Below are 25,525 nucleotides of genomic sequence, written 5' to 3' on the forward strand. Positions count from 1 at the left end.
ATGCCGAAACTTCTTTCCGTGCTGTTCGCGCTGCTGCTGTGCGGCAGCCTCCTCCCGGCGCAGGCGCAACCCTTGCGCAACCTGGTGCACGTCGAGGGCATCCGCGACAACCAGCTGATCGGCTACGGCATCGTGGTCGGCCTCGACGGCAGCGGCGACAATTCGCAGGTCAAGTTCACCGGCCAGGCGGTGGCCAACCTGCTGAAACAGCTGGGCCTGCAGCAGGGCGAGCAGGCCGATCCGAAAGTGAAGAACGTGGCGGCGGTGACGGTCAGCGCGGTGCTGCCGCCCGGCTACCGCCGCGGCCAGACCATCGACGTCACGGTGTCGTCGCTGGGCGACGCCAAGAGCCTGCGCGGCGGCACCCTGTTGCTGACGCAGCTGCGCGCCGCCGACGGCGAAATCTACGCGCTGGCGCAGGGCAATGTGGTGATCGCCGGGCTGTCGGCGCAGGGCAAGAGCGGCTCCAGCATCACCGTCAACACCCCGACCTCCGGCCGCATTCCCAACGGCGCCTCGGTGGAGCGCGAGATCGCCAGCGATTTCGACAGCGGCCCCAGCGTCCACTTCAGCCTGAAGAAACCCAATTTCGAGACCGCCACCAACGTGGTCAACGCCATCAACCAGCGCTTCGGCCGCATCGCCAGCACCCGCAACGCCACCGCCATCGAGGTGCAGGCACCGGCGGACCCGACCGCGCGCGTCGCCTTCGTCGCACGGCTGCAGGCGCTGAACATCAACGTCGGCGGCGAGCTGCCCAGGGTGGTATTCAATTCGCGCACCGGCACCGTGGTGGTCAGCCAGGGGGTGACGGTACGCCCGGCGGCGGTATCGCACGGCAGCCTGAAGGTGGTGATTTCCGAGCGGCAGCAGGTCAGCCAGCCCGGCGCCTTCAGCAACGGCACCACGACCACGGTGCCAGAATCGCAATTGCGGGTGGAGCAGGGCGAGGGCCGCATGTTCCAGTGGCCGGCCGGCGCGCGGCTGCAGAGCATCATCGACACCGTCAACAGCACCGGCGCCACCCCGGACGACATCATGGCCATCCTGCAGGCGCTGGACCAGGCTGGCGCCATCGACGGCGAACTGGTGGTGATCTGATGGAAACGGTTTTTTCCCCTGACAGCGGCGCAACGTTGGCCGCAACGGCCGACAGCGCGACGGCAATCGCCCCGGCGCAGCGGCAGCAGGTCGAGCGCGCGGCGGAAGGCTTCGAGGCGCTGTTCATCAAGGAGATGCTGGCGCAGATGCGCAAGGCGACGCGCAGCATGGCTGGGCCGGACAGCATCTTTGCCGACAGCATCAACAGCGACATGCTCGATTTTGCCGACATGGCGATTGCCGAGCAGCTGGCGCGCGAGCGCCGCTTCGGCATCAGCGAGGTGCTGATCGCGCAGCTGCTGCCGCAAAATGCGGCGCCGCCACTTAAGGAATCGCCGGCGGCGGTCGCTTATTCCCCAGTACAGGCCGGCGCCGGCAGCGAACTTGCTGCCTTTGCGATGCCGGTGAATCTCCCATTCCGTCAGTAAGGTTACGCTATGCGCATGGTGCACAACGCGCTGTCCGGTACCGCCGCCGCCCAGGCCGCGCTCAATACCGTCAGCCAGAACATCGCCAACGTGATGACCCCCGGCTACTCGCGCCAGGGCGTGGTGCTGGCCACGCTGGTGCCCAATGCCGGCGATCCGCACAGTGCCGGCTCCGGCGTCGATGTCAGCGCCATCCGCCGCTTCAGCGACGACTACAAGAACCTGCAGCTGTGGCAGGCGGCGGCCAGCCGCGGCGAGCTGGGCGCAGCGCGTCCGTACTACACCCAGCTGGAACAGGTGATGGGCAACAGCGGCAGCAGCCTGTCGGTGGGCCTCGACAAGTTTTACGCCGCGCTGAACGCGGTCAGCGCCGATGTCGGCTCCAGCCCGCTGCGCGACCAGGTGATCAGCGAGGCCGGTGCGCTGGCGCAGCGCGTCAACCACCTCAACCGCGTCTATGCCACGCAGCAGGCGTCGGTCAACGAACAGCGCGGCGCCACGCTGACCCAGATCAACAGCCTGTCCGGCAATATCGCGGCCCTCAACGCCAAGATCGCCGCGGCGCAGTCGTCGCAAGTCAACACCTCCGGCCTGCTCGACGAGCGCGACCGCCAGATCGACCAGCTGGCGGCGCTGGTCGACGTGCGGGTGATGTCGCAGCCGGACGGCAGCAAGAGCCTGACCCTGCGCAGCGGCCAGCCGCTGGTGATGGGCGACACCGCCGCTCTGCTCGCCAGCAGCACGCAGCCGGACGGCTCGCAGCGGGTGACGCTGGCTTTCGCGCAGGAAACCTTCGTGCTGGCCAATGACAATGTCGGCGGCCAGCTCGGCGGCCTCAACCACTACGAACGCGCGGTGCTGCGCCCGATGGTGGCGGCGGTGAGCACGCTGGCGCAGGAACTGGCCGACCGCGTCAACGGCCAGCTGGCCGCCGGTTTCGACATGGCCGGCAACCCTGGCGCACCGCTGTTCGTGTTTGACGCCGCCAGCGCCGACGGCATGCTGCAGCTGGCCGCGATCCAGTCGTCGCAGCTGGGTTTTTCTGGCGACGCCACCGCCGCCGGCGACAGCCAGAACCTGCTGGCGCTGATCGCGGTGAAGGACCAGCCGGTGGTGATCCCCGGCCTTGGCAGCGTGACGCTGAGCGACGCCTACTCGCAGCTCACCGGCCGCCTCGCCATCGACAGCCAGCAGAACAAGGCGGCGCTGAGCACCGCCGAGGTGGTGCGCGCCGAGGCGGAGAGCAGCTGGAAGTCGACCAGCAGCGTCAACAACGACGAAGAAGCGGTCAACCTGATCGAATTCCAGAAAATGTACCAGGCGAACATGAAAGTGATCGCCGTCGCCAACGAGCTGTTCGACAGCACGCTGGCCATGCTGTAAGGAGCCGCCGATGCGCATCGCCAGTACCCAGTACCACACCGCCATGAGCCTGGCGCTGGACCAGACCAGCGCCAAGACCGCCGAGCTGCTGCAGCAGATGTCGTCCGGCAAGCGCCTGCTGCTGCCGTCCGACGACCCGATCGCCAGCGTGCGCCTGCTGCGCCTGGGGCGGGAAGAGGCGGCGCTGGGGCAGTACCGTGACAACATCGCCAGCGTGCGCAGCAAGCTGTCGGTGAACGAGTCCTATCTGGCCGGCATGGGGCGCGACATGCTCGACGTGCGCGACCTGCTGCTGATGACGCTGGAAGGCAGTTACACCGCGCAGGACCTGCGCGACATGGCCGGGCCGCTGCAGAGCCTGCGCGACAGCCTGTTCTACGCCGCCAACAGCAAGGACCAGGAGGGGCGCTACCTGTTCTCCGGCACCGCCATCGCGCAGCCGGCGCTGAGCCTCGATGCGGCGCAGCCGGCCGGCAGCCGCTACAGCTTCACTGGCAACAGCCTGCCGCAGCAGGTGATGGTCGGCCACGGCGTGACCCAGGCCGCCAACGTGACGCTGGAACACCTGCCGGACTTCCTCAACAGCCTGGACGCGACCATCGCCGTGCTGCAGGACCCGGCGCTGAACCCGCAGGACCCGGCCACCGGCAGCCAGCTGAGCGCCACGCTGCAGGCGCTGGACGTGGCGCACAACCGCAATACCAGCAAGATCTCGCAACTGGGCAGCAGCCAGAACACGCTGCAGATGATGGCCGATAACCACGGCAACGTCAGCCTTTCCAACCAGCAGAGCATCACCCAGCTGGAAAGCCTGGATTACGCGCAGGCCAATATCAACATGAACAGCTACATGCTGGCGCTGCAGTCCAGCCAGAAGGCCTACGGCCGCGTCAGCAGCCTGACGCTGTTCGACGTGCTGTAAGGTTGGCCGCACCATGAGTCGCTCTTCGCTTCATCTGGACAGCCCGCGCCAGCCGCTGGCACGTCCCGGCGCCGGCAGTCCGGCCCCGGCCAGCAACGCCGGCGCCGCGCCGGCCACCCCCGCCAGCACGCCGTCGCCGTCACTGCCGCGCAGCGGCGGCGATCACTGGCGCTACAGCAGCCAGCTCAACCAGCAACTGACCGCGGCGCAGCGCGCGCTCGGCTTTGTCGACGGCCTGGCCGGCCAGCTGGAGGCGCTGAAAGGCGAACTCAGCGGCCAGCTGACGCAGCGGCGGGTGGACAGCGCGCGGCTGGCGCGCGGCATCGAGCAGGTGGCGCAGCAGTGGTCGCGGCGCGGCGCGGCCAGCGGCGGCAGTCTCGACAGCCGTTTGCAGTTCCGCCTCGCCGCCGACGCGCGGCAGACCTTCACCGTGCGCGGCCTGGAAATCGCCAACCTGACCCAGGGCGCACCGGAAACGCTGGTGTTCTTCAGCGGCGAGCCGGGCAGCGGCCCGGCGGCGGTCAAGGTCGGCGAGCCGCTGAGCGAAGCGGCGCTGCTGGCCGCGCTCGGTCGCGCGCTGGCGCCGTCCGGCATCCAGCCGCAGCTGGACGAACAGGGGCAGCTGCAGTTTTCGGTGGCGGAAACGGCGTGGCAGGGCGTGCGCGAGCGTTTCAGCCTGCGCGGCGGCGGCATCCGCTTCCCCGCCGGCCAGCCGCAGCACCTGAAACTGCAGCCGACGGAGCAGGCGCTGCAGCCGCAGCAGTGGCAAAGCGCCGACCATGCCGGCACCCGCCAGACGCTGCAGAAGGTACTGCGCGCGCTGGACCAGCTGCAGCTGTCGCGCGCCGCCATCAGTCGTGCGATGGCCGAGGTGCGCCACGCCATCGCGCAGCTGTCGCAGATGAGCGAACAGCTGTGGGCCGACGGCTTCGTCAACGATTTCAATGCCCGCTTCAACACGCCGGACAGCGAGTCGGGGCTGTACGAGGTGGTGCCGGCGCTGCTGGGCGTCAGCCGTTACCGCGTGCTGTCACTGCTGGCGTTGCCGTAGCCGACGGCGCGGCAAAGGTTGGCCGCAAAAAAAGGGCGTGCCTCCGTGACGGAGACACGCCCTTGTCGCGTGTGCGCTGGTGCATCAGAGCCTGTTCAAAGTCTCGCGAGCTAGAGCGAGACAAGGCGAAAACGACTGAGGAAGCGGAGTTTACAAGTAGTAAATGAGCATTCCGAAGGCGTTTTTAACGCCGTATCGCCGAAGCACAGCAGACATTGAACAGGTTCTCAGGCGATCAGGCTGGCCACCTTGGTGGTGATGATATCCACCGCCGGATCGTTGGCGCCGTGCGGCAGGATCACGTCGGCAAAGCGCTTGGTCGGCTCGATGAACTGGTTGTGCATCGGGCGCACCGTGGCCAGGTACTGCTCGATCACGCTGTCGGTGGTGCGACCGCGCTCGGCGATGTCGCGCTTCAGGCGGCGGATGAAACGCACGTCGGCGTCGGTGTCGACGAAGATCTTCAGCGACATCATCTCGCGCAGTGCGGCGTCGTACAGCGGAAACAGGCCCTCGATCACGATCACCGGCGCCGGCTGGATGGTCACGGTGCGGCTGGCGCGGGTGTGGTTGGTGAAGTCGTAGCTCGGCATCTCGATGGCGCGGCCGCAGCGCAGCTCGTCGATGTGCTCGATCAGCAGCGGCCAGTCGAAGGCGTGCGGGTGGTCGTAGTTGGTGGCGAGGCGCTGCTCGAAACTGAGGTGGCTCTGGTCGCGGTAGTAGTCATCCTGCACGATCACCGCCGCCATCTCTGCGCCTATGGTTTCCAGCACCTTGCGGGTCACCGTGGTTTTGCCGCTGCCGCTGCCGCCAGCGACGCCGATGATGAACGGAGTCGTCATTTGTCTGTGCCCGATCGAAATGAAAAACCGGCCATTCTAATGACTTGCCGCCAACTTCTCCATCGGCAATGCGTCATTGCTGGCCGGATATGCCAGAAAAACGCCGTGGCCGGCTGTTTTCTGGCAACGGCATGGTCAGGCGTCGGTGGCGGCCTGCTCCAGTTCCGCCTCATCCAGCCATTGCTGCATGGCCGGCAGCGACAGCAGGCTGTCGGCGTAGGCCTGCGATACCGGGTCCAGCGTCACGCCGTAGCTGACAAAGCGCAGCACCACCGGCGCGAACATGGCGTCGGCGATGCCGAAGTGGCCGAACAGGAAGTCGCCGTCGGCGACGAAACGCTGGCGCAGCTGGCGCCAGATGGCGGTAATGCGCGCGATGTCGGCGGCGCAGTCGGCGGACGGTTGCAGCTGGGTACGCAGGCAGGCGTTCATCGGCATCTCGCTGCGCAGCGCGGTGAAACCGGCGTGCATCTCGGCGCTGATGGCGCGCGCCTCGGCGCGGTCGGCGCGTTCCTGCGGCCACAGCCGCGCCGCCGGGAACAGCTCGGCGAGGTATTCGCAGATCGCCAGCGAGTCGTGCACCCGCAGCAGGCCGTCGAACAGCACCGGCACCTTGCCGGCGGGATTGGCGGCCAGCAGCTGCTGCTTGCTGTCCGGGTGGTAGAGGTGGATGTGTTTCTCGGCGAACGGCTCGCCCAGCTGTTTCAGTACCAGCCACGGCCGCAGCGACCACGACGAGAAGTTCTTGTTGCCGATGACGAGGGTCAGCATGATGGCTCCAGTGCAGGATTGAGGGTCATGCTGCATTACAGCCCAGCACCGGCATCAGGACAAGCAAAACGCCCTGCCGGGGCGGGCAGGGCGTGACGGCTGTTGCGGCCAACGTTGTCAGGGTCTGTTCAATGTCTGCAGCGACTGCTCTCGACAGGGGGCGATACGGCGTTGAAAACGGCCTCGGCATGCGGGTTTATATCTGGATAAACGCGCTTCCTCTGCCGTTTTCGCCTTGTCTCGCGTGAGCGCGCGAGACTTTGAACAGGCGCTAGTCGGCTTCGTTGATCCAGGCCTGCTGGATCGCTTCCAGCACCTTTTCGCCACCGCGGCTGTGGTCGTCGTCAAAACCGGGCAGGTCTACCACCCAGTTGTGCAGCTCGACGAAGCGGATGGTGGTCGGGTCGATGTCCGGATGCGCCTCGTACAGTTCGATGGCGATATCGTTGATGTCGGTCCATTTCATGGCGCGTCTCCTTGGATGCGGCGTGGCTCAGTGGTGTTCGCGGGCGTGGTTGATGGTGTAGCGCGGGATCTCCACCACCAGGTCCTCGCTGGTGACGATGGCCTGACAGGACAGGCGCGACTGCGCTTCCAGCCCCCAGGCCTTGTCCAGCATGTCGTCTTCCAGGTCGTCGGACGGCGGCAGCGAGTTGAAGCCTTCGCGCACGATGACGTGGCAGGTGGTGCAGGCGCAGGACATCTCGCAAGCGTGTTCGATTTCGATGTCATGGGCGAGCAGGGCTTCGCACACGGTGGTGCCGGTGGCGACATCGTCGAGCACGGCGCCCTCGGGGCACAGGTCGGCGTGTGGCAGCACAATGATACGCGGCATGGTCAATCCTTCTGGTGTCGTTCTGCGTTGCGGCCAACGTTGGCCGCAAGGCTTACAGGGTTTCGATGTTCTTGCCGGTCAGCGCGCGCTGGATGTTGCGATCCATGCGGCGCGCGGCAAACGGTTCACTGGCCTGGTTGAGCTTGTGCGAGCAGGCGTTGATGTCCTTGGTGCTCTCGGCGGCGATGGCGTCGCGCAGTGCCTGCATCGCGGCGTCCAGTGTGGCGCGCTCGCCGTCGTCCAGCAGGTCGGCGTCGCTGGCCAGTGCAGCGTCCAGCGCGTCCAGCAGGCTGTCGGCGTCGACGATCGCCTCGCGCAGCTTGCGCGCGTTGATGTCGTCGGCGACGTGGGCGATCGAGTCGCTCAGCATGCGCGTGATCTCGTCATCGGACAGGCCGTAGGACGGTTTCACCTCGATGCTGGCCTCGACGCCGGAGATCATCTCGCGTGCGGTCACCGCCAGCAGGCCGTCGGCGTCGACCTGGAAGGTAACGCGGATGCGCGCGGCGCCGGCCACCATCGGCGGAATGCCGCGCAGCACGAACTTGGCCAGGCTGCGGCAATCGGACACCAGTTCGCGCTCGCCCTGCAGGATGTGCACGGAGAGGGCGGTCTGGCCGTCCTTGAAGGTGGTAAATTCCTGCGCCCGCGCGATCGGGATGGTGCTGTTGCGCGGGATGATCTTCTCGGTGAGGCCGCCCATGGTTTCCAGCCCCAGCGACAGCGGGATCACGTCCAGCAGCAGCCACTCGTCGTCGCCCTTGTTGCCGGCCAGCACGTTGGCCTGGATGGCGGCGCCCAGCGCCACCACCTTGTCCGGGTCGAGGTTGGTCAGCGGCGGGGTGCCGAAGAAATCACCGACGGCTTTTTGTACCTGCGGCATGCGGGTGGCGCCGCCGACCATCACCACGCCCTTGACGTCCTCGGCGCCGATCTTGGCGTCGCGCAGCGCCTTGCGTACCGGCAGCAGCGTCTTGTCGATCAGCGTCTTGCTGATGGCGTGGAAGGTGGCCTGCGACAGTTGCAGGTCGATGGTCTGGCCGTCGGACAACAGCGCGGTGATGCGGGTGTCGGCGTGCTCGGTCAGCGCTTCCTTCGCCTCGCGAGCGCGGGTCAGCAGCAGGCGGGTGTCGTGCGCGGACAGGCCGTGCAGGCCGGCCTGTTCCAGGATCCAGCAGTAGATGCGGTGGTCGAAGTCGTCGCCTCCGAGCGAGGAGTCGCCGCTGGTTGCCAGCACCTCGAACACGCCGCGGGTCAGCGCCAGCACCGACACGTCGAAGGTGCCGCCGCCGAGGTCGTACACCACATAGGTGCCCTCGGCGCCGTTATCCAGCCCGTAGGCGATGGCGGCAGCGGTCGGCTCGTTCAGGAGGCGCAGCACGTTGAGGCCGGCCAGACGCGCGGCGTCCTTGGTCGCCTGGCGCTGCGCGTCGTCGAAGTAGGCCGGCACGGTGATCACCGCGCCGATCAGCTCGCCGCCGAGGCTGGCCTCGGCGCGTTCACGCAGGCTGCGCAGGATATCGGCGGACACTTCCACCGGGCTCTTGTGGCCGGCGCGGGTCACCAGCTGCACCATGCCCGGCGCGTCGACGAAGCGGTACGGGCTGCGCGCCACGTCCAGCAGGTCGGCCAGGCCGCGGCCCATGAAGCGTTTCACCGACACGATGGTGTTGTTCGGGTCGCGGCTCTGTTCCGCCTGTGCCTCGAAACCGACGATGGTGCGGCCGTCTTCGCGGTAGCGCACCACCGACGGCAGCAGGCTGCGGCCGTGTTCGTCTGGCAGCACGGTGGCGGCACCGCTTTTCACGGTGGCGACCAGCGAGTTGGTGGTGCCAAGGTCGATCCCGACCGCCAGACGGTGCTGGTGCGGGGCGGCGGATAAGCCGGGTTCGGCGATTTGCAGTAGGGCCATGGCTGCTAGCTACTCTTTATTCAATGATCCGGGCTGGCCGCGGTATTGCGGCCAACCTTGGGTATGCTCAAAACAGCAACGCCTCGATGGCGTCGCCGATTTCCTGATCCAGCTTTTCCAGAAAGCGCAGCTTGCGCACCAAGAGCGCGGCGCTGGCGTGGTTGTGCTGCTCATCCAGCGCGATGCCCAGTTCGTCTTCCATCGCGCGCACGTCCTGGCGCAGCTGGCGCGATAGCCGTTCCAGCGCGTCGACGTCATGACCGTGGCGGGCGTCCTCGATCGCTTCGCGCCACTCCATCTGCGCCATCAGGAACGCCGGCGGCATGCTGGTGTTGGTTTCCTCGGCGGTGTCGACACCGGCCAGTCGCAGCAGGTAGCGCGCGCGCGCCAGCGGCGATTTCAGCGTCTGGTAGGCTTCGTTGACGCGGGTGGCGGCCATCAGTGCGACGCGCTTTTCGGCATCGCCGGCGCTGGCGAAACGGTCCGGATGCACCTGCGCCGCGGCGGTACGCCACAGCGTGTCCAGCGCGGCGCCGTCCAGCGCAAAGCGGCGCGGCAGGCCGAACAGGGCAAAGTGGTCCTGCTGGAAGTCGGAGAACAGGTCGGCGGTCATGGAGGCTTTCTGCGGGCAACACCCGAGGCGGGCTCGGGACGCGACAGCGGCCCCTGTCAGACAGGGGCCGTCAGCGCGGCAAGGAAATCAGACGTTGAAGCTCTCGCCACAACCGCATTCGTTTTTCACGTTCGGGTTGTTGAACTTGAAGCCTTCGTTGAGGCCTTCCTTGGTGTAGTCCAGCTCGGTGCCGTCAAGGTAGGCGAGGCTCTTGGCGTCGGTGAACACCTTGACGCCGAAGCTCTCGAACGCGATGTCGTCATCGCTGGCGACATCGACGAACTCCAGCTTGTAGGCCATGCCGGAACAGCCGGAAGTCTTGACGCCGAGGCGGACGCCCAGACCCTTGCCGCGCTTGGCGATAAAGTTGCTGACGTGACGGGCGGCGTTTTCGGAAAGCGTGATAGCCATAGTGCGTTTGCCTTCAGGATTAAGAGGGCGGCCACGGCCGCCCGGAATCATTTAGCGTGCTTTTGCTTGTAGTCGGCGACGGCCGCCTTGATCGCGTCTTCGGCCAGGATCGAGCAGTGGATCTTGACCGGTGGCAAGGCCAGTTCTTCGGCGATTTCGGTGTTCTTCAGCGCCATCGCCTGGTCCAGCGTCTTGCCCTTGACCCATTCGGTCACCAGCGAGCTGGAGGCAATGGCGGAGCCACAGCCGTAGGTCTTGAACTTGGCGTCTTCGATCACGCCCTGTTCGTTGACCTTGATCTGCAGCTTCATCACGTCGCCACAGGCCGGGGCGCCGACCATGCCGGTGCCGACCGATTCGTCGCCCTTGTCAAAAGCCCCCACGTTACGCGGGTTCTCGTAGTGGTCCATTACCTTGTCGCTGTATGCCATGATTTTCTCCTTGTCGATGCGGCCGGCCGGTGCAAGGTTGGCCGCATCATGCCATCTGTTAGTGTGCAGCCCATTCGATGCTGTTGAGGTCGACGCCGTCCTTGAACATCTCCCACAGCGGGGACATTTCGCGCAGCTTGCCGATCTTTTCCTGTAGCAGCTTGATCGCGTAGTCGACATCGGCTTCGGTGGTGAAGCGGCCGATGGAGAAGCGGATCGAGCTGTGCGCCAGTTCGTCGTTGCGACCCAGTGCACGCAGCACGTAGGACGGTTCCAGCGAGGCCGAGGTACAGGCGGAGCCGGACGATACCGCCAGGTCCTTGATCGCCATGATCAGGCTTTCGCCTTCGACGAAGTTGAAGCTCACGTTCAGGTTGTGCGGCACGCGGGCGTCGATGTCGCCGTTGAGGTAGGTTTCCTCGATGCCTTGCAGGCCGGCCCACAGGCGGTCGCGCAGCATGCGGATGCGCTCGTTCTCGGCGTGCATGCTTTCGCGGGCGATGCGGTAGGCCTCACCCATGCCGGCGATCTGGTGCGTGGCCAGGGTGCCGGAGCGGAAACCGCGCTCGTGGCCGCCGCCGTGCATCTGCGCTTCCAGGCGTACGCGCGGCTTGCGGCGGATGTACAGCGCGCCGATGCCTTTCGGGCCGTAGGTCTTGTGCGCGGAGAAGCTCATCAGGTCGACCTTGAGCTTGTCCAGGTCGATGTCGATCTTGCCGGTGGCCTGCGCCGAATCCACGTGCAGCAGGATGCCGCGGCTGCGCAGCATTTCGCCGATGGCCGGGATGTCCTGGATCACGCCGATTTCGTTGTTCACGAACAGCACGGAGACCAGGATGGTGTCCGGACGCAGCGCCGCTTCCAGTGCCGCGAGGTCGAGCAGGCCGTTGTCCTGCACGTCGAGGTAGGTGACCTCGAAGCCCTGGCGTTCCAGCTCGCGCATGGTGTCCAGCGTGGCCTTGTGTTCGGTCTTCAGCGTGATCAGGTGCTTGCCCTTGCTCTTGTAGAACTGGGCGGCGCCTTTCAGCGCGAGGTTGATCGATTCGGTGGCGCCGGAGGTCCACACGATTTCTTTCGGATCGCAGTTCACGAGGGCTGCGACTTGGGCGCGGGCGTTTTCCACCGCTTCCTCGGCGGTCCAGCCGTAGGCGTGGCTACGCGATGCCGGGTTGCCGAAGTTTTCGGTCAGGAACGGGATCATTACCTCCGCCACACGCGGGTCGACCGGCGTGGTCGCGGAGTAATCGAGGTAAATGGGGTGTTTCAGCTCGCTCATTACGGGTTCTCCACGAGGTCGACGGTCAGATGGTGCCGGCGAGAGGCTCGCTACAGGTGCCATTACGGCGTTGTGGGCGTTGATCTATTACTACGCAGGTTTCTTTGGCGCGCTGCGCGTCGACCAGGCTGGCCAGGCTGACCTTTGACAGGTAGTCGAAAATGGTCAGGTTCAGGTTGGTCCACAGGTCGTGTGTCATGCAGCGGTGGTTGTCGTGACAGTTCTCGCGGCCACCGCACTGGGTGGCATCCACCGATTCGTCGACCGCGACGATGATGTCGGCGACGGAGATTTCCTGCACGGTGCGCGCCAGCGTGTAGCCGCCACCGGGGCCGCGCACGCTGTCTACCAGCTGCGAGCGGCGCAGCTTGCCAAATAATTGCTCGAGATACGACAGGGAAATGCCCTGGCGCTCGCTGATGCCGGCCAGCGTCACCGGACCGTTTGCTTCGCGCAGGGCGAGGTCCAGCATGGCTGTTACGGCAAAGCGGCCTTTGGTGGTCAAGCGCATGGTGAAAGGCTCCCTGAATAGTTGTGGCGATTATACCCTAAATCCGAGTAATTTAGTCAACTATTACGGGTCTTGGTTCCACGGGACTGTGGTATCGGGAGTGCCGTCTGGCAAGGGTTGGCCGCAAGGGCCGGGGCAGGCTAGCGCGTGATTATAACGCGCTTTGCTGCGCGTGGCCGGGATTTTTCCGCCGCGACTGGTGTATGATTCGCACAAACAATTGTTTGAATTTTAGCTGTCATAGCGCACACGCCGAAGGATTCTCTATGTATAAGGTTGTCATCAGCGGCACCGGCCTGTTTACCCCGCCCCACGCCGTCAGCAACGAGGCCCTGGTGGTGGCCTTCAACCAGTACGTCGCCGACTTCAACGCCGCCCACGCGGCGCAGATCGCCGGCGGCGAGATCGCGGCGCTGACCGAATCCAGCGCCGAATTCATCGAGAAGGCCTCCGGCATCAAGCAGCGCTACCTGATGGACGCCGCCGGCGTGCTCGACAGCCGGCGCATGGCGCCATCGCTGCCGGAGCGCGACAACGACGCGCTGTCGGTGCAGGCGGAGATGGCGGTGGCGGCCGCGCGCGAGGCACTGGCACGCGCCGGGCGCACGGCGGCCGACATCGACATGGTGATCGTGGCCTGCTCCAATATGCCGCGGCCGTACCCGGCGCTGTCGATCGAGGTGCAGCAGGCACTGGGCATCAGCGGCTACGCCTTCGACATGAACGTCGCCTGCTCCTCGGCCACCTTCGGCATCCAGACCGCGGTGGGCGCCATTGCCAGCGGCCAGGCGCGCGCGGTGCTGATGGTGAACCCGGAGATCTGCTCGGCGCACCTCAACTTCCGCGACCGTGACAGTCATTTCATCTTCGGCGACGCCTGCACCGCGGTGCTGCTGGAGCGCGCCGAGCTGGCCACGGCGGCACAGCGCTTCGAGGTGGTGGACTGCAAGCTGGCGACGCTGTTCTCCAACAATATCCGCAACAACTTCGGCTTCCTCAATCGTTGTGACGAGCGCGGCATCGGCGCACTGGACAAGCTGTTTGTGCAGCAGGGGCGCAAGGTATTCAAAGAGGTGTGTCCGATGGTGGGCGAACACATCGTCGCGCATCTGGACAGCCAGGCCATCCAGCCTGGCGACGTGAAGCGCTTCTGGTTGCACCAGGCCAACCTGAGCATGAACCAGCTGATTGCGCGCCGCGTGCTGGGGCGCGACGCCGCTGCCGACGAGGCGCCGGTGATCCTGGATCGCTACGCCAATACCAGCTCCGCCGGCTCGGTGATCGCGCTGCACCTGCATCATGAAGACATGGCCGCCGGCGACCTTGGCGTACTGTCGTCGTTCGGTGCCGGTTACTCGGTGGGTAGCGTGATCCTGCGCAAATGCTGAGTGGCAAAATTTAAGTGTCACTAAAATGCCACAGTTTATGGTGGCATTTTTTGCGGCTTTTTTTAGTGGTTGGCGGCATGTTGCCACGGCACCAGCGCCGGGTCCTGAATCACTTTCATGGTGGCAGTACGGAAGTCATGCACCAGAGTGGAGCGGCGGCCGGTGCTGGGGTAGGCCAGCACGTAATCGTGGGTCGCCTCGGTCTGGAATGGCTTTACGACAACGCCATGTTTCTCCCATACCTGGGCGCCGAACGGCTCGACAATGGAGACGCCGAGACCGTGTGCCACCATCGCGTAGCGGGTGTGCGAGGTGTGGGTGCGGATCGGAAACCTAGGTTTTTCAATGCCTTGCGGGAAGTACTTGTCTTCCTGGCCCTGACTGAGCGGGCGGTTGGGTATCCAGCCGATCACGTTCTCGCCGGCGAGGTCGGCCGGGGTGATCACGTCCCTGTCGCACAGCCGGTGTCCGGCCGGCAGCGCGCACAGCACCTCCGCCTGCAGGATCGGTTCCACCTCGATACCGGCGATCGCGGGGAAGGCGAGGCTGAGTGCGACGTCCACTTTCAGGTCCTGCAGCCGCACCAGTACCTCGGCATTGCCGACCGAGTCGATGTTGACCGGTACGTCCGGCTGCATTCTGAAAAACTCTTTTAAAATCAACGGCAAAAGCGTGGTGGACAGTACCGGCATGCAGGCGACGCTCAGCGCCTGGGTCTCGTCCTTGCGGATGGTTTCGGCGGCCTTGCGCAGGCGTTCGAGGCCGAGGAAATTCTCCTCTACCGCCAGCTGGAAGCGCACCGCCGCGGTGGTCGGCTCCATGCGGCCCTTGGTGCGGTTGAACAGGCGGAAGCCGAGGTCGGCCTCCAGGTCGGCGATCAGGCGGCTGACCGCCGGCTGGGTGATGTGCATGCGCCGCGCCGCGCCCACCGTGGTGCCGGTGTCCATTAACGAGCGGAATGCCTCAATTTGGCGAAAACGGATCATGCCGCGGCCCTGGAAAAGTGAAAGCAAAATCCTATAACAAAATCACATTGATGATGATAATAACTTAGTGGATGTGATAGGTTGGCTGTGAAATACTGCGCCGCAGCCGGCAGACTTTGCCCGGTTCGCAGTTTTTTTACTTGGGCTGAGGTGTGCTTTTTCTGATGCTCCGTTGCAGCGATCGGTATAAAGTCAACTCAAACATGCTGCTGCCAGCCATTCACGTAGAACGTTATCGGCTTGTTAGTTGCATGTCGTAATCGGGAAGGGCTTTGCCGCGGTCGTCCATCAGGATGGCAGCGGAAAACGAGCGGCCCGTCAGCCCGGAACATGGAGGCGTATCAACGCCGTCATTAAAAACACAATAAGGAATAGAGAAACTATGCGAGTTGCTAAACACCTTTTGCTGGCCGCCGGTCTGACTGCCGCGGCATCCGCCGCCCAGGCTGCAGGGACCCTGATCTACTGCTCCGAAGCCAGCCCTGAGGGCTTTGATTCCGCACAATACACTGGCGGCTCTACCTTTGACGCTGCCGGTCACGCCATGTTCAACCGCCTGATCGAGTTCAAGGCCGGCTCCACCAATATTGAGCCGGGTCTGGCCGAGTCGTGGACTTCGTCGCCGGACGGCCTGACTTACACCTTCAAGCTGCGCAAGGGCGTCAAGTTCCACACGACCGAATACTTCACCCCGTCCCGCGATTTCAACGCCGATGACGTGGTGTTCAGCTTCATGCGGATGATCGACAAGAACCATCCGTTCCGCAAAGCGTACAACGTTGAATTCCCGTACGCCTCCGATACCGGCCTGGACAGCAACATCACCGCCGTCGAGAAGACCGATCCGTACACCGTGGTGTTCAAGCTGAAGGCTCCGGATGCCGACCTGCTGGCCAAGATCGCGATGCCGTTCGCGTCGATCCTGTCTGCTGAGTTCGGCGACAAGCTGATGAAGGAAGGCAAGGCGTCGATGATCAACCAGCAGCCGGTCGGCACTGGTCCGTTCATCCTGAAGCGCTACCAGAAAGACGCGCAGATCCGTTATGCGGCCAACAAGCAGTACTGGAAAAAAGGCGACGTCAAGGTCGACAACCTGATTTTTGCGATCACCACCGACCCGTCGGTACGTGCGCAGAAGATGAAGGCCGGCGAATGCCAGATCATGTCCTATCCTAAGCCACAGGATCTGGCCGGCATGAAGGCTGATCCGTCGCTGAAGATGCTGTCCGCTCCGGGCTTCAACATCGGCTACCTCGCCTACAACGTTGAAAAGCCGCAACTGAAGAAGCTGGAAGTGCGTCAGGCACTGGACATGGCCATCAACCGCAAGGCGATCATCGATGCCGTGTACCAGGGCCAGGGCCAGGAAGCGGCTAACCCGTTCCCGGCGTCCTTGTGGTCGTACAACAAGTCGCTGCGCAACCAGCCGACCGATATCGCCAAGGCCAAGGCCCTGCTGGCCAAGGCCGGCTACCCGAACGGCTTTGAAATCACCCTGTGGGCGATGCCGGTACAGCGTCCGTACAACCCGAACGCCAAGCTGATGGCGGAAATGATCCAGGCCGACTGGGCCAAGATCGGCGTCAAGGCCAAGATCACTTCCTACGAGTGGGGCGAATACCTCAAGCGCATGAAGAACGGCGAGCATGATGCCGGCCTGATCGGCTGGACCGGCGACTACGCCAGCCCGGACAACTTCCTCGGCGTATTGCTGACTTGCGAAGCCATCGGTGGTTCCAACTACGCGCGCTACTGCAGCAAGGCTTTCGACAAGGAAGTGCTGGGCGCCCGCAAGAGCACCGACCTGAAGCAGCGCACCGCCATGTACGCGAAGGCCCAGGAAATCTTCAAGAAAGACATGCCATGGTCGACCATCGCCCACTCGGTGGTGAACCAGCCGATGCGCAAGGAAGTGAACGGCTTCAAGATCAGCCCGTTCGGCGACTATTCCTTCAAGGGTGTTAGCGTCAAGTAAGTTCGCGGTATCGCCCGGCGGGTCCGGGTGAATGGCAAGGAGGGCGCCTTTGGCCCCTCCTTGTTCATTATCAGGCGAACGGTTTATGCAAAAGGAAAGTCGGGGCGCGGCAGCGGTGGGTTGATGTCTCGTGATTGACCTGCATCAAGGCGGTCACGGCGTGCGATCCGTAAAGTGCGTCTTGCCGTGGCGGCGATTGCATCTGGTGTAGGTGGGTGGTCAGATGCAGCTACGTCGCCCGGCACCCCTTCCGCTTTCCTTCCTGCTGTTCCCGTTCCCTGTCTCTTGCAGCAATACGTCACGCCAGTCTTGTGCGTGTACGGGAGACCTTCACATGTTTTTCTTTATCCTGCGTCGTCTTGGCGTACTGATTCCGACATTTTTCGGCATCACGCTGATTACCTTCAGCCTGATCCGTATGATCCCGGGCGATCCCATCGAAGTGATGATGGGGGAGCGTTCGCTTGACCCCGCCCTGCACGCGGCGGCGATGAAGCGTCTGGGTCTGGATCAGCCACTGTATATCCAGTACTTCGACTACATCAGCAACCTGTTCCAGGGCAATCTGGGCGCCTCGCTGAAAACCCAGCAAAGCGTGTGGAGCGAATTCACCACCCTGTTCCCGGCGACGCTGGAACTGGCGCTGTGCGCACTGGTGTTCGCCACCGTCTGTGGTCTGCTGGCCGGCGTGGTGGCGGCGATCAAGCGCGGCTCCATCTTCGACCACGGCGTGATGGGCATCTCGCTGACTGGCTTCTCGATGCCGATCTTCTGGTGGGGCCTGATCCTGATCATGCTGTTCTCGGTACAGCTGGGCTGGACCCCGGTTTCCGGCCGCCTCGATCTTGCCTTTGACGTGCAGCCTCAGACCGGCTTCATGCTGATCGACGCCTGGCGCGCCGAAATGGCCGATCCCGAATACAACGCCGGCGCCTTCAAGGATGCGGTGATGCACCTGATCCTGCCTGCCATCGTGCTGGGCACCATCCCGCTGGCGGTGATCGCGCGGATGACGCGCTCGTCGATGCTGGAAGTGCTGCGCGAAGACTACGTGCGCACCGCTCGCGCCAAGGGCCTGTCGCCGGCGCGCGTGATCTTCATCCACACCCTGCGCAACGCGCTGATCCCGGTGCTGACCGTGATCGGGCTGCAGGTGGGCACGCTGATGGGTGGTGCGGTGCTGACCGAGACCATCTTCTCCTGGCCCGGCATCGGCAAGTGGCTGATCGACGCTATTGGCCGTCGCGACTACCCGGTGGTGCAGAACGGCATCCTGATCGTGGCCACACTGGTGATCGTCACCAACTTCATCGTAGACATCCTGTACGGCATCGCGAACCCGCGCATCCGTCATGCCAAGTAAGAGGCGAGCAATGACATCCATTTCTACTGCGCCCGCTGCGGCGCCGGTCGAAGAGCTGGCCGCCGGCTATCCTTCGCCGCTCAAGGAGTTCTGGCAGGGCTTCTCCCACAACAAGGGCGCCGTCGCCGGGCTGGTGTTCATGTCCATCGTCGCCTTCTGTGCGCTGTTTGCGCCGTGGATCGCGCCGTATGACCCGATCGAACAGTTCCGCGACTACTTCCTGACACCGCCGGCCTGGGCCGCGGGTGGCAGCAGCCAGTTCCTGCTCGGCACCGACGAGCTTGGCCGCGACATCCTGTCGCGCCTGATCTACGGCGCGCGCCTGTCGCTGCTGATCGGTCTGGTATCGGTGGTGATGGCGCTGATTCCCGGCGTGGTGATGGGCCTGCTGGCCTCCTTCTTCCCCAAGGCGCTGGGCACCCTGATCATGCGCCTGATGGACGTGATGATGGCCTTGCCGTCGCTGCTGCTGGCGGTGGCGATCATGGCCATCCTCGGGCCGGGCCTGGTCAACGCGATGATCGCCATTGCCGTGGTGTCGCTGCCGGCCTACGTGCGGCTGACGCGTGCCTCGGCGATGACCGAACTGAACCGTGACTACGTGACCGCCTCGCGCGTCGCCGGTGCCGGCCTGTTCCGTCTGATGTTCGTTACCGTGCTGCCCAACTGCATGGCGCCGCTGATCGTGCACGCCACCATGAGCTTCTCCTCCGCCATCCTGGAAATCGCCGCCCTGGGCTTCCTCGGTCTCGGCGTACAGCCGCCGACACCGGAGTGGGGCACCATGCTGGCCTCGGCGCGTGACTACATGGACAGCGCCTGGTGGGTGGTAACCCTGCCGGGTCTGACCATCCTGGTCTCGGTGTTGTCGATCAACCTGATGGGCGACGGCCTGCGCGATGCGCTGGACCCGAAAATGAAGCGCGCGGCGTAAGGGAAAATCATGAGTCTGTTGCAAATCAAGAACCTCTCGGTCGAGTTCGGCTCCGAGAAAAACCCGTTCCGCGCCGTGGAAGGGCTGGACCTGTCGGTCGACCAGGGCGAGATCGTCGGCATCGTCGGCGAATCCGGCTCCGGCAAGTCGGTAACCATGATGGCGATGATGGGCCTGCTGGAAGGGCAGGGCCGCATCGTGGCCGACGAACTGACCTTCGACGGCAAGAACCTGCTGACCATCAGCGCGCGGGAACGCCGCAAGATCGTGGGCAAGGACATCGCCATGATCTTTCAGGACCCGATGACCTCGCTCAACCCGAGCTACACCGTCGGCTACCAGATCATGGAAGTGCTGAAGGTGCACCAGGGCCTGCGCGGCGCCGAGCTGAAGGCGCGCGCACTGGAACTGATGGAACTGGTGGAGATTCCGGCGGCGAAGACCCGTCTCGAAGCCTACCCGCACCAGCTGTCCGGCGGCATGAGCCAGCGCGTGATGATCGCGGTGGCACTGGCCTGTAACCCCAAGCTGCTGATCGCCGACGAGCCGACCACCGCGCTGGACGTCACCATCCAGGCGCAGATCATGGACCTGCTGGTCAACCTGCAAAAAGAACGCAATATGGCACTGCTGATGATCACCCACGATCTGGCGGTGATTGCCGAGGTGGCGCACCGCGTGGCGGTGATGTACGCCGGCCAGGTAGCCGAGGAAGGCACCGTGCCGCAGCTGTTCCGTCACCCGGTGCATCCGTATACCCAGGCGCTGCTGTCCTCCATTCCGGAGCACAGCAAGGGCGCACGCCGGCTGGTGACCCTGCCCGGCATCGTGCCCGGCCAGTACGACCGCCCCAGCGGCTGCCTGCTGTCGCCGCGCTGCCCGTACGTGCAGGAACGCTGCCGCAACGAGCGTCCCGGCATCACCGCGCACGAGCATGGTGCCGTGCGTTGCTTCTACCCGCTATTCGAGAAGAAGGAGGCCCCATGAGCCAGACTGTATTGCAGGCTCGCGACCTGACCCGTCACTACGAGGTGTCGCAGGGCTTCATGAAACCGAAGGCCGTGGTCAAGGCGCTGAATGGCGTGTCGTTTGAACTGCAGGCCGGCAAGACGCTGGCGGTGGTCGGCGAATCCGGCTGCGGCAAGTCCACGCTGGCGCGGCAGCTGACGCTGATCGAGGCGCCGACCGCCGGTTCGCTGGTGCTGGACGGTGTCGACATCGCCAGCGCCGACAAGGCCGCGCTGAAGGCACTGCGCAGCAAGGTGCAGATGGTGTTCCAGAACCCGTACGCCTCGCTCAACCCGCGGCAGAAGGTTGGCGACCAGCTGGGCGAGCCGCTGCTGATCAACACCAAGCTGACGGCGCAGCAGCGCGAGGACAAGGTCAAGGCGATGATGAAGCGCGTCGGCCTGCGTCCGGAGCACTACTATCGCTACCCGCACATGTTCTCCGGCGGCCAGCGCCAGCGTATCGCCATCGCCCGTGCCATGATGCTGCAGCCGCAGATCGTGATTGCCGACGAGCCGACCTCGGCACTGGACGTGTCGATCCAGGCGCAGGTGCTGAACCTGTTCATGGACCTGCAGGAAGAGTTCAACACCGCCTACGTGTTCATCTCGCACAACCTGGCGGTGGTGGAGCATGTCGCCGACGACCTGATGGTGATGTACCTCGGCCGTGCGGTAGAGGTGGGCAGCAAGGAAGTGATCTACGCCAAGCCGCTGCATCCCTATACCCAGGCGCTGCTGTCGGCGACACCGTCGATCTATCCGGAAGACCGCAGCATCAAGATCAAGATCCACGGCGAGCTGCCCAGCCCGCTCAACCCGCCAAGCGGCTGCGCCTTCCACAAGCGCTGCCCCTACGCGACCGATCTGTGCGGCAAGGAAGTACCGCAATTGCGCAGCCTAGAAGGCCGCGAAGTGGCGTGCCATCATGCGGAAACCATCAACGCCTGATATTCTGCAATGGAGTGCCGCACCGGCGTGATGCGTTACTGCACCGCGCCGGTGCTTTTATTTTTGCAATGCAGCAAAAATACCTTGTCCACCATCCCTAGCCACGCTACATTCCGCCATGACAAATAGTCGCAAAGGAAAGCATCAATTGAAGCGCGCCGTCTATGCCGGTAGTTTTGACCCGGTGACCAACGGGCACTTGTGGATGATTCGCGAGGCCGTGGAACTGTTTGACGAGGTGGTGGTGGCCATCGGCGTCAATCCGGAAAAACATTGCACCTTCAGCGTGGACGAGCGTCTGGACATGCTGCGTGCGGTGACGCGCGGCTTTTCCAAGCTGCGGGTCGAGGTATTCGAGAACCAGTTCCTGGTCAACTACGCGCAGAGCATTGAAGCCAACTACATCATTCGCGGCATCCGTACCGCCAGCGACTACGAGTACGAGCGCACCATGCGCTACATCAACTCCGACCTGCACGCCGACATCACTACCATCTTCCTGCTGCCGCCGCGCGAGTACGCCGAGGTATCCTCCACCATGGTCAAGGGACTGATGGGGCCGCAGGGCTGGGAGCAGATGATCCGCCAGTACGTGCCGGAGCCGGTATACCGCCGCCTGGTGGCCTATCATGAACGGCAGCAGGCCGCGCTGAACAACGACTAGCCGTGCGGCCAACGTTGGCCGCAACGCACCGAAATATTGGCGCCGGACATGTTCCGGCGTTTGGTTTTTATTGAAAAGGAAGTTGCATGGTTGACGTTTCCGCCTTTGCCAACCGGCTTGCCAAAAACTACAAGCACTACGCCAAATGGGCGCGCCGCAACGAGCTGGACGCCTGGCGCGTCTACGACCGCGACGTGCCGCAGTTTCCGCTGATCATCGATGTCTACGGCCAGCGCATCCACCTGCAGGAGTACGACACCGGCTGGCAGATCGAGGAATCCGAGTACGTGGCGTGGATCGCCGCGGTGCAGCAGGCGATCAGCGACATCACCGGCGTGCCGCTGTGGAACATCGCGCTGAAGACCCGGCGCCGCCAGAAGGGCGAAAGCCAGTACGAGAAGACCGGCCGCGACGGCGAGGACTTCGTGGTGGCCGAGCAGGGGCAGCGCTTCTGGGTCAACCTCGACGCCTACCTCGACACTGGCCTGTTCCTCGATCACCGCAACACCCGCAAGCGGGTACGCGACGAGGCCGCCGGCAAGCGCTTTCTCAACCTGTTCGCCTACACCGGCAGCTTTACCGTGTATGCGGCCAACGGTGGCGCGGTCAGCAGCGAAACCGTCGACCTGTCCAATACCTACCAGGCGTGGAGCCGGCGCAATTTCGAGCTCAACGGCCTGGACCCGGCCAAGCACCAGCTGATCCGCGACGACGTGTTCCAGTATCTGGAAGACGCCGCCTTTGCCGGCAAGCAGTTCGACCTGATCGTGATGGACCCGCCCAGCTTCTCCAACTCCAAGAAGATGATGGACGAGCTGGACGTGCAGCGCGACCAGGTCAAGCTGGTCGACGGCGCGATGCGGCTGCTGGCGCCGGACGGCGTGCTGTACTTTTCCAACAACCTGCGCAGCTTCACGCTGGACGAAAGGTTGGTCGCCGACTACGCGGTGCAGGACATCAGCGCGCAGTCGGTGCCGGAGGACTTCCGCAACAAGAAGATCCACCAGTGCTGGCGCATCCGTCATCGCCACTGATAGCGGCCGCCAATATGCGGTATCGCGAAATTTAATGGCGGCCATCCCTTGCCTAGTCGCCGCACAGCGACAATCTTGAAAAGCAGCAAGGTTGGCCGCAGCGGCCGCCGCAAACGAATCCAAGGAGCCGTCATGGCCTATGTAAACGTAACTGCCGATACCTTTAACGACACCGTCGAGGGTGACGGCATGGTGATTCTCGACTTCTGGGCGCCGTGGTGCGGCCCGTGCAAGTCGTTCGGCCCGATCTTCGAGGCGGCGGCGGAAAAACACCCCGACATCGTGTTCGCCAAGATCAATACCGAGGACGAGCAGGAGCTGGCCGCCCACTTCAAGATCCGTTCCATCCCGACGCTGATGGCGCTGAAGGACGGCATCGTGGTGTTCCACCAGGCTGGCGCGATGATGGCGCCGCAGTTCGAGCAACTGGTGCAGGCGGTACGCGATCTGGACATGGACCAGGTGCGCGCCGACATGGCCGCACAGGACCAGGGCTGAGAGTCTGTTCACGATCTGCTGCGACTGATCTCAAGCGGGCGATACGACGTTGAAAACGGCTTCGGAATGCTCATTGACCCCATGTCAACTCCGCTTCCTCAGCCGTTTTCGCCTTGTCTCGCGCTAGCTCGCGAGATCGTGAACACGGCTCTGAGCCGCAAGACGGGGAGGGCAGGCTGATGCGCAAGCAAGCATGGTGGCTGTGGCTGCTGCTGGCGGCACCGCTGGCGCAGGCAGCCTGCCCGCCGCTGCTGGATTACCGGGTGCCGCGCCTGACCGGCGGCAGCACTGACCTGTGCCAGTACCAGGACAAGACCATCGTGGTGGTTAACACCGCCAGCGAGTGCGGCTTCACGCCACAGTTTGCCCAGCTGCAGACGCTGTGGCAGCAATACCGCAGTCGCGGCGTGGTGGTGCTCGGCTTCCCCAGCGACGATTTCTTCCAGGAGCTGGAACAGGCCAAGGACATTGCCGAGTTCTGCCACAGCAATTACGGCGTCGATTTCCCGATGATGAGCCGGATCAGCGTGCGGGGCAGCAACGCGCATCCGTTCTACCAGGCGCTGGCCAGCGCGGCCGGCAGCACGCCGAAGTGGAATTTCTACAAGTACATCATCGCGCCGGGCGGCAAGTCGGTGATCGCCTTCGGCCCGCTGACGCGGCCGGATGATCCGGCCTTCCTCAAGGCGCTGCAGCAGCGGTTGCCAGCCACGCCCTGAGCGCAGCGCTGGCCGGATTCACGACAGCTGCATTGTTATTCCGGCCACCGTTCCAGTACCATCCGAACTTTCCGGTGCCGTGCCGCTCTACCGCCCATGCCTGTTCCGGGTTTTCCGAGAGTCCTGTTTCCATGCTGAACCGTTTACTGCTGTGCGGCAGCCTGCTGTTGCTGGCCGCCTGTTCCACCGTTTCCACCCCGCCGACGTCGTCGCCCGCCGATAGCATCCGCTACCAGCCGGCCGCGTTCAGCCAGCTGCCGCAATGGGACAGCTCGCTGGCCAGCGAGAGCTTGCTGGCGCTGCGCGAAAGCTGCCGCCCGCTGGCTGGCCGCCCGCAGTGGCAGGCGGTCTGCAGCGAGGCCGCGACGCTGGATGCGGCCAACGTTGACGGTATCCGCCGCTTTTACGAGAGCCGCTTCGTACCGTGGCAGGTCAGTGACGCCGGCAAGGACAGCGGCCTGATCACCGGCTACTACGAGCCCTTGCTGACTGGCAGCCGCCAGCGCAGCGCGCAGACGCCATACCCGGTGTACGGCGTGCCGCAGGACCTGCTGCTGCTCGACATCAGCGCCGAGCAGCGCGCGGCCACGCAACTGGTGGCGCGCCGTAGCGGCGGCAACCGGCTGCAGGTGGTGGCGGGCAGGACCCAGCCCGGCGCCGACGAGCTGCTGGTGACGCTGGCCGATTTCGTCATCGACAGCCGCACCCGTACCCTGAAAGGGCGCCTCGACGGCAACCGCCTGCTGCCGTACTACAGCCGCGCCGAGATCAACGCCGGCAAGGGCGTAGGCAGCGCGCCGGTGCTGGCCTGGGTGGAGGACGAAACCGAGCTGTTCTTCCTGCAGGTGCAGGGCTCCGGCCGCATCCAGCTGGAAGACGGCAGCTTCTTGCGCGTGACCTACGCCGAGCAGAACGGCCACCCGTACAAGTCCATCGGCCGCTGGCTGATCGACCAGCAGCAGCTGACGCTGGCCGAAGCCAGCATGCAGGGCATCAAGGGCTGGCTGGAAGCCAACCCGCAGCGCCGGCGCGAGCTGTTCGACGTCAACCCGAGCTACGTGTTCTTCCGTACCCTGAACAGCAGCGGCGGCGGCCCGATCGGCGCGCTGGGCGTGCCGCTGACCGACGGCCACAGCCTGGCGGTTGATCCGCGCTATATCCCGCTGGGGGCGCCGGTGTACCTGGCCACCACCTGGCCGCTGGACGGCAGCCCCAAGCCGCTGACCCGGCTGATGCACGCGCAGGACACCGGCGGTGCCATCCGCGGTGCGGTGCGCGGCGATTTCTTTTTCGGCTTCGGCACCGAGGCCGGCATGTACGCCGGCCGCATGAAGCAGCAGGGCAGGTTCTGGCTGCTGTTGCCGCGCGGCATGACCCCGGTAGCGCGTCCCTGAGCGCGTGTTCACGATCGCGCGCGCTCCCGCGAGTGCCGGCGAAAACGGCTGAGACCGCGGCGTTTGTCGACAGATAAACAGGCACGCCGCTGCCAGCGCCGTCTCGCCGTGCCGGGAGCCGCCAC

27 protein-coding genes are annotated in these 25,525 nt (G+C 64.5%); 16 read left to right on the forward strand and 11 right to left on the reverse strand.

All coding sequences use genetic code 11. The features are described 5' to 3' along the window. Genes C8E02_RS09165 through C8E02_RS09185 form a run of 5 tightly spaced genes read left to right on the forward strand, consistent with a single transcriptional unit; the run spans nucleotide 1 to nucleotide 4,885 of the window. Entirely contained in the window at nucleotides 1-1,101 is a 1,101-nt protein-coding gene (locus C8E02_RS09165) for a flagellar basal body P-ring protein FlgI (RefSeq protein ID WP_120810534.1), read from the forward strand. Further along, nucleotides 1,101-1,529, forward strand: coding sequence for a flagellar biosynthesis protein FlgJ (locus C8E02_RS09170; RefSeq protein ID WP_120810535.1), 429 nt, complete (start codon nucleotides 1,101-1,103; stop codon nucleotides 1,527-1,529). The genes C8E02_RS09165 and C8E02_RS09170 overlap by 1 nt, the downstream gene beginning before the upstream one ends. 9 nt (nucleotides 1,530-1,538) lie before the next feature. Continuing rightward, nucleotides 1,539-2,912 carry a flagellar hook-associated protein FlgK gene (gene flgK, locus C8E02_RS09175; RefSeq protein WP_120810536.1) on the forward strand — a complete coding sequence of 458 codons (1,374 nt, stop codon included), beginning with the start codon at nucleotides 1,539-1,541 and terminating at the stop codon, nucleotides 2,910-2,912. Between the two features lie 10 nt (nucleotides 2,913-2,922). After that, entirely contained in the window at nucleotides 2,923-3,834 is a 912-nt protein-coding gene (gene flgL / locus C8E02_RS09180; protein WP_047966872.1) for a flagellar hook-associated protein FlgL, read from the forward strand. A gap of 13 nt (nucleotides 3,835-3,847) precedes the next feature. Further along, on the forward strand, nucleotides 3,848-4,885 hold the full coding sequence (locus tag C8E02_RS09185) for a hypothetical protein (protein ID WP_120810537.1): 1,038 nt from the start codon (nucleotides 3,848-3,850) through the stop codon (nucleotides 4,883-4,885). A 227-nt stretch (nucleotides 4,886-5,112) separates the two neighbouring features. Here the strand turns inward: C8E02_RS09185 and udk are convergent, their stop codons facing one another. The 10 genes from udk to iscR all read right to left on the reverse strand — a co-directional run bounded on the left by udk (nucleotide 5,113) and on the right by iscR (nucleotide 12,487). Next, nucleotides 5,113-5,727 carry a uridine kinase gene (udk, locus tag C8E02_RS09190; RefSeq protein WP_047966871.1) on the reverse strand — a complete coding sequence of 205 codons (615 nt, stop codon included), beginning with the start codon at nucleotides 5,725-5,727 and terminating at the stop codon, nucleotides 5,113-5,115. A gap of 135 nt (nucleotides 5,728-5,862) precedes the next feature. After that, nucleotides 5,863-6,498 (reverse strand): glutathione S-transferase family protein, encoded by a 636-nt coding sequence (locus tag C8E02_RS09195; protein WP_047966870.1) that lies wholly within the window; start codon nucleotides 6,496-6,498, stop codon nucleotides 5,863-5,865. A 271-nt stretch (nucleotides 6,499-6,769) separates the two neighbouring features. After that, nucleotides 6,770-6,964 (reverse strand): Fe-S cluster assembly protein IscX, encoded by a 195-nt coding sequence (gene iscX / locus C8E02_RS09200; RefSeq protein WP_047966869.1) that lies wholly within the window; start codon nucleotides 6,962-6,964, stop codon nucleotides 6,770-6,772. A 27-nt stretch (nucleotides 6,965-6,991) separates the two neighbouring features. After that, a complete protein-coding gene (gene fdx / locus C8E02_RS09205; RefSeq protein WP_047966868.1) occupies nucleotides 6,992-7,333 on the reverse strand; it encodes an ISC system 2Fe-2S type ferredoxin in 342 nt (113 codons plus the stop codon). A gap of 52 nt (nucleotides 7,334-7,385) precedes the next feature. Continuing rightward, nucleotides 7,386-9,245: a Fe-S protein assembly chaperone HscA gene (hscA, locus tag C8E02_RS09210; protein WP_120810538.1), complete on the reverse strand. Its 1,860-nt coding sequence runs from the start codon at nucleotides 9,243-9,245 to the stop codon at nucleotides 7,386-7,388. A 67-nt stretch (nucleotides 9,246-9,312) separates the two neighbouring features. Then, nucleotides 9,313-9,858 (reverse strand): Fe-S protein assembly co-chaperone HscB, encoded by a 546-nt coding sequence (hscB, locus tag C8E02_RS09215; RefSeq protein WP_120810539.1) that lies wholly within the window; start codon nucleotides 9,856-9,858, stop codon nucleotides 9,313-9,315. Nucleotides 9,859-9,945: 87 nt separating this feature from the next. After that, on the reverse strand, nucleotides 9,946-10,269 hold the full coding sequence (iscA, locus tag C8E02_RS09220) for an iron-sulfur cluster assembly protein IscA (RefSeq protein WP_047966865.1): 324 nt from the start codon (nucleotides 10,267-10,269) through the stop codon (nucleotides 9,946-9,948). 47 nt (nucleotides 10,270-10,316) lie between these two features. Next, nucleotides 10,317-10,700 carry a Fe-S cluster assembly scaffold IscU gene (gene iscU / locus C8E02_RS09225; protein WP_047966864.1) on the reverse strand — a complete coding sequence of 128 codons (384 nt, stop codon included), beginning with the start codon at nucleotides 10,698-10,700 and terminating at the stop codon, nucleotides 10,317-10,319. 58 nt (nucleotides 10,701-10,758) lie between these two features. Then, nucleotides 10,759-11,976 (reverse strand): IscS subfamily cysteine desulfurase, encoded by a 1,218-nt coding sequence (locus C8E02_RS09230; RefSeq protein ID WP_047966863.1) that lies wholly within the window; start codon nucleotides 11,974-11,976, stop codon nucleotides 10,759-10,761. Between the two features lie 25 nt (nucleotides 11,977-12,001). After that, a complete protein-coding gene (gene iscR, locus C8E02_RS09235) occupies nucleotides 12,002-12,487 on the reverse strand; it encodes a Fe-S cluster assembly transcriptional regulator IscR (RefSeq protein WP_047966862.1) in 486 nt (161 codons plus the stop codon). 266 nt (nucleotides 12,488-12,753) lie between these two features. On the opposite strand from iscR, the gene C8E02_RS09240 reads away from it, so the two are divergent. Then, nucleotides 12,754-13,875, forward strand: coding sequence for a beta-ketoacyl-ACP synthase III (locus tag C8E02_RS09240; protein ID WP_120810540.1), 1,122 nt, complete (start codon nucleotides 12,754-12,756; stop codon nucleotides 13,873-13,875). Between the two features lie 62 nt (nucleotides 13,876-13,937). Here C8E02_RS09240 and C8E02_RS09245 read toward each other — a convergent pair whose 3' ends face one another. Then, complete coding sequence (locus tag C8E02_RS09245) at nucleotides 13,938-14,861, reverse strand: LysR substrate-binding domain-containing protein (RefSeq protein WP_047966860.1); 924 nt, start codon at nucleotides 14,859-14,861, stop codon at nucleotides 13,938-13,940. A gap of 382 nt (nucleotides 14,862-15,243) precedes the next feature. Here C8E02_RS09245 and C8E02_RS09250 point away from each other — a divergent pair, with 382 nt between their 5' ends. From C8E02_RS09250 to mltA, 10 genes are all read left to right on the forward strand, one after another. After that, complete coding sequence (locus tag C8E02_RS09250; protein WP_047966859.1) at nucleotides 15,244-16,836, forward strand: ABC transporter substrate-binding protein; 1,593 nt, start codon at nucleotides 15,244-15,246, stop codon at nucleotides 16,834-16,836. Between the two features lie 334 nt (nucleotides 16,837-17,170). Further along, the gene (locus tag C8E02_RS09255) at nucleotides 17,171-18,199 is read left to right on the forward strand and encodes an ABC transporter permease subunit (protein WP_047966858.1); all 1,029 of its coding nucleotides are present in this window, start codon (nucleotides 17,171-17,173) and stop codon (nucleotides 18,197-18,199) included. A gap of 10 nt (nucleotides 18,200-18,209) precedes the next feature. After that, on the forward strand, nucleotides 18,210-19,133 hold the full coding sequence (locus C8E02_RS09260) for an ABC transporter permease subunit (protein ID WP_120810541.1): 924 nt from the start codon (nucleotides 18,210-18,212) through the stop codon (nucleotides 19,131-19,133). A gap of 9 nt (nucleotides 19,134-19,142) precedes the next feature. After that, nucleotides 19,143-20,120: an ABC transporter ATP-binding protein gene (locus C8E02_RS09265; protein WP_120810542.1), complete on the forward strand. Its 978-nt coding sequence runs from the start codon at nucleotides 19,143-19,145 to the stop codon at nucleotides 20,118-20,120. Further along, nucleotides 20,117-21,091, forward strand: coding sequence for a peptide ABC transporter ATP-binding protein (locus C8E02_RS09270; protein WP_120810543.1), 975 nt, complete (start codon nucleotides 20,117-20,119; stop codon nucleotides 21,089-21,091). The genes C8E02_RS09265 and C8E02_RS09270 overlap by 4 nt, the downstream gene beginning before the upstream one ends. A gap of 118 nt (nucleotides 21,092-21,209) precedes the next feature. Further along, nucleotides 21,210-21,755 carry a pantetheine-phosphate adenylyltransferase gene (gene coaD / locus C8E02_RS09275; protein ID WP_047966854.1) on the forward strand — a complete coding sequence of 182 codons (546 nt, stop codon included), beginning with the start codon at nucleotides 21,210-21,212 and terminating at the stop codon, nucleotides 21,753-21,755. Nucleotides 21,756-21,841: 86 nt separating this feature from the next. Further along, nucleotides 21,842-22,789: a class I SAM-dependent methyltransferase gene (locus C8E02_RS09280; protein ID WP_120810544.1), complete on the forward strand. Its 948-nt coding sequence runs from the start codon at nucleotides 21,842-21,844 to the stop codon at nucleotides 22,787-22,789. A gap of 132 nt (nucleotides 22,790-22,921) precedes the next feature. Continuing rightward, complete coding sequence (gene trxA, locus C8E02_RS09285) at nucleotides 22,922-23,287, forward strand: thioredoxin (protein WP_120810655.1); 366 nt, start codon at nucleotides 22,922-22,924, stop codon at nucleotides 23,285-23,287. A gap of 179 nt (nucleotides 23,288-23,466) precedes the next feature. After that, a complete protein-coding gene (locus C8E02_RS09290; RefSeq protein ID WP_120810545.1) occupies nucleotides 23,467-24,006 on the forward strand; it encodes a glutathione peroxidase in 540 nt (179 codons plus the stop codon). Between the two features lie 131 nt (nucleotides 24,007-24,137). Continuing rightward, a complete protein-coding gene (mltA, locus tag C8E02_RS09295; protein WP_120810546.1) occupies nucleotides 24,138-25,400 on the forward strand; it encodes a murein transglycosylase A in 1,263 nt (420 codons plus the stop codon). Nucleotides 25,401-25,525 lie beyond the last annotated feature (125 nt).

Origin of the sequence: Vogesella indigofera (genome assembly GCF_003633895.1) — a bacterium.
GTDB classification, from domain to species: Bacteria; Pseudomonadota; Gammaproteobacteria; order Burkholderiales; family Chromobacteriaceae; genus Vogesella; species Vogesella indigofera.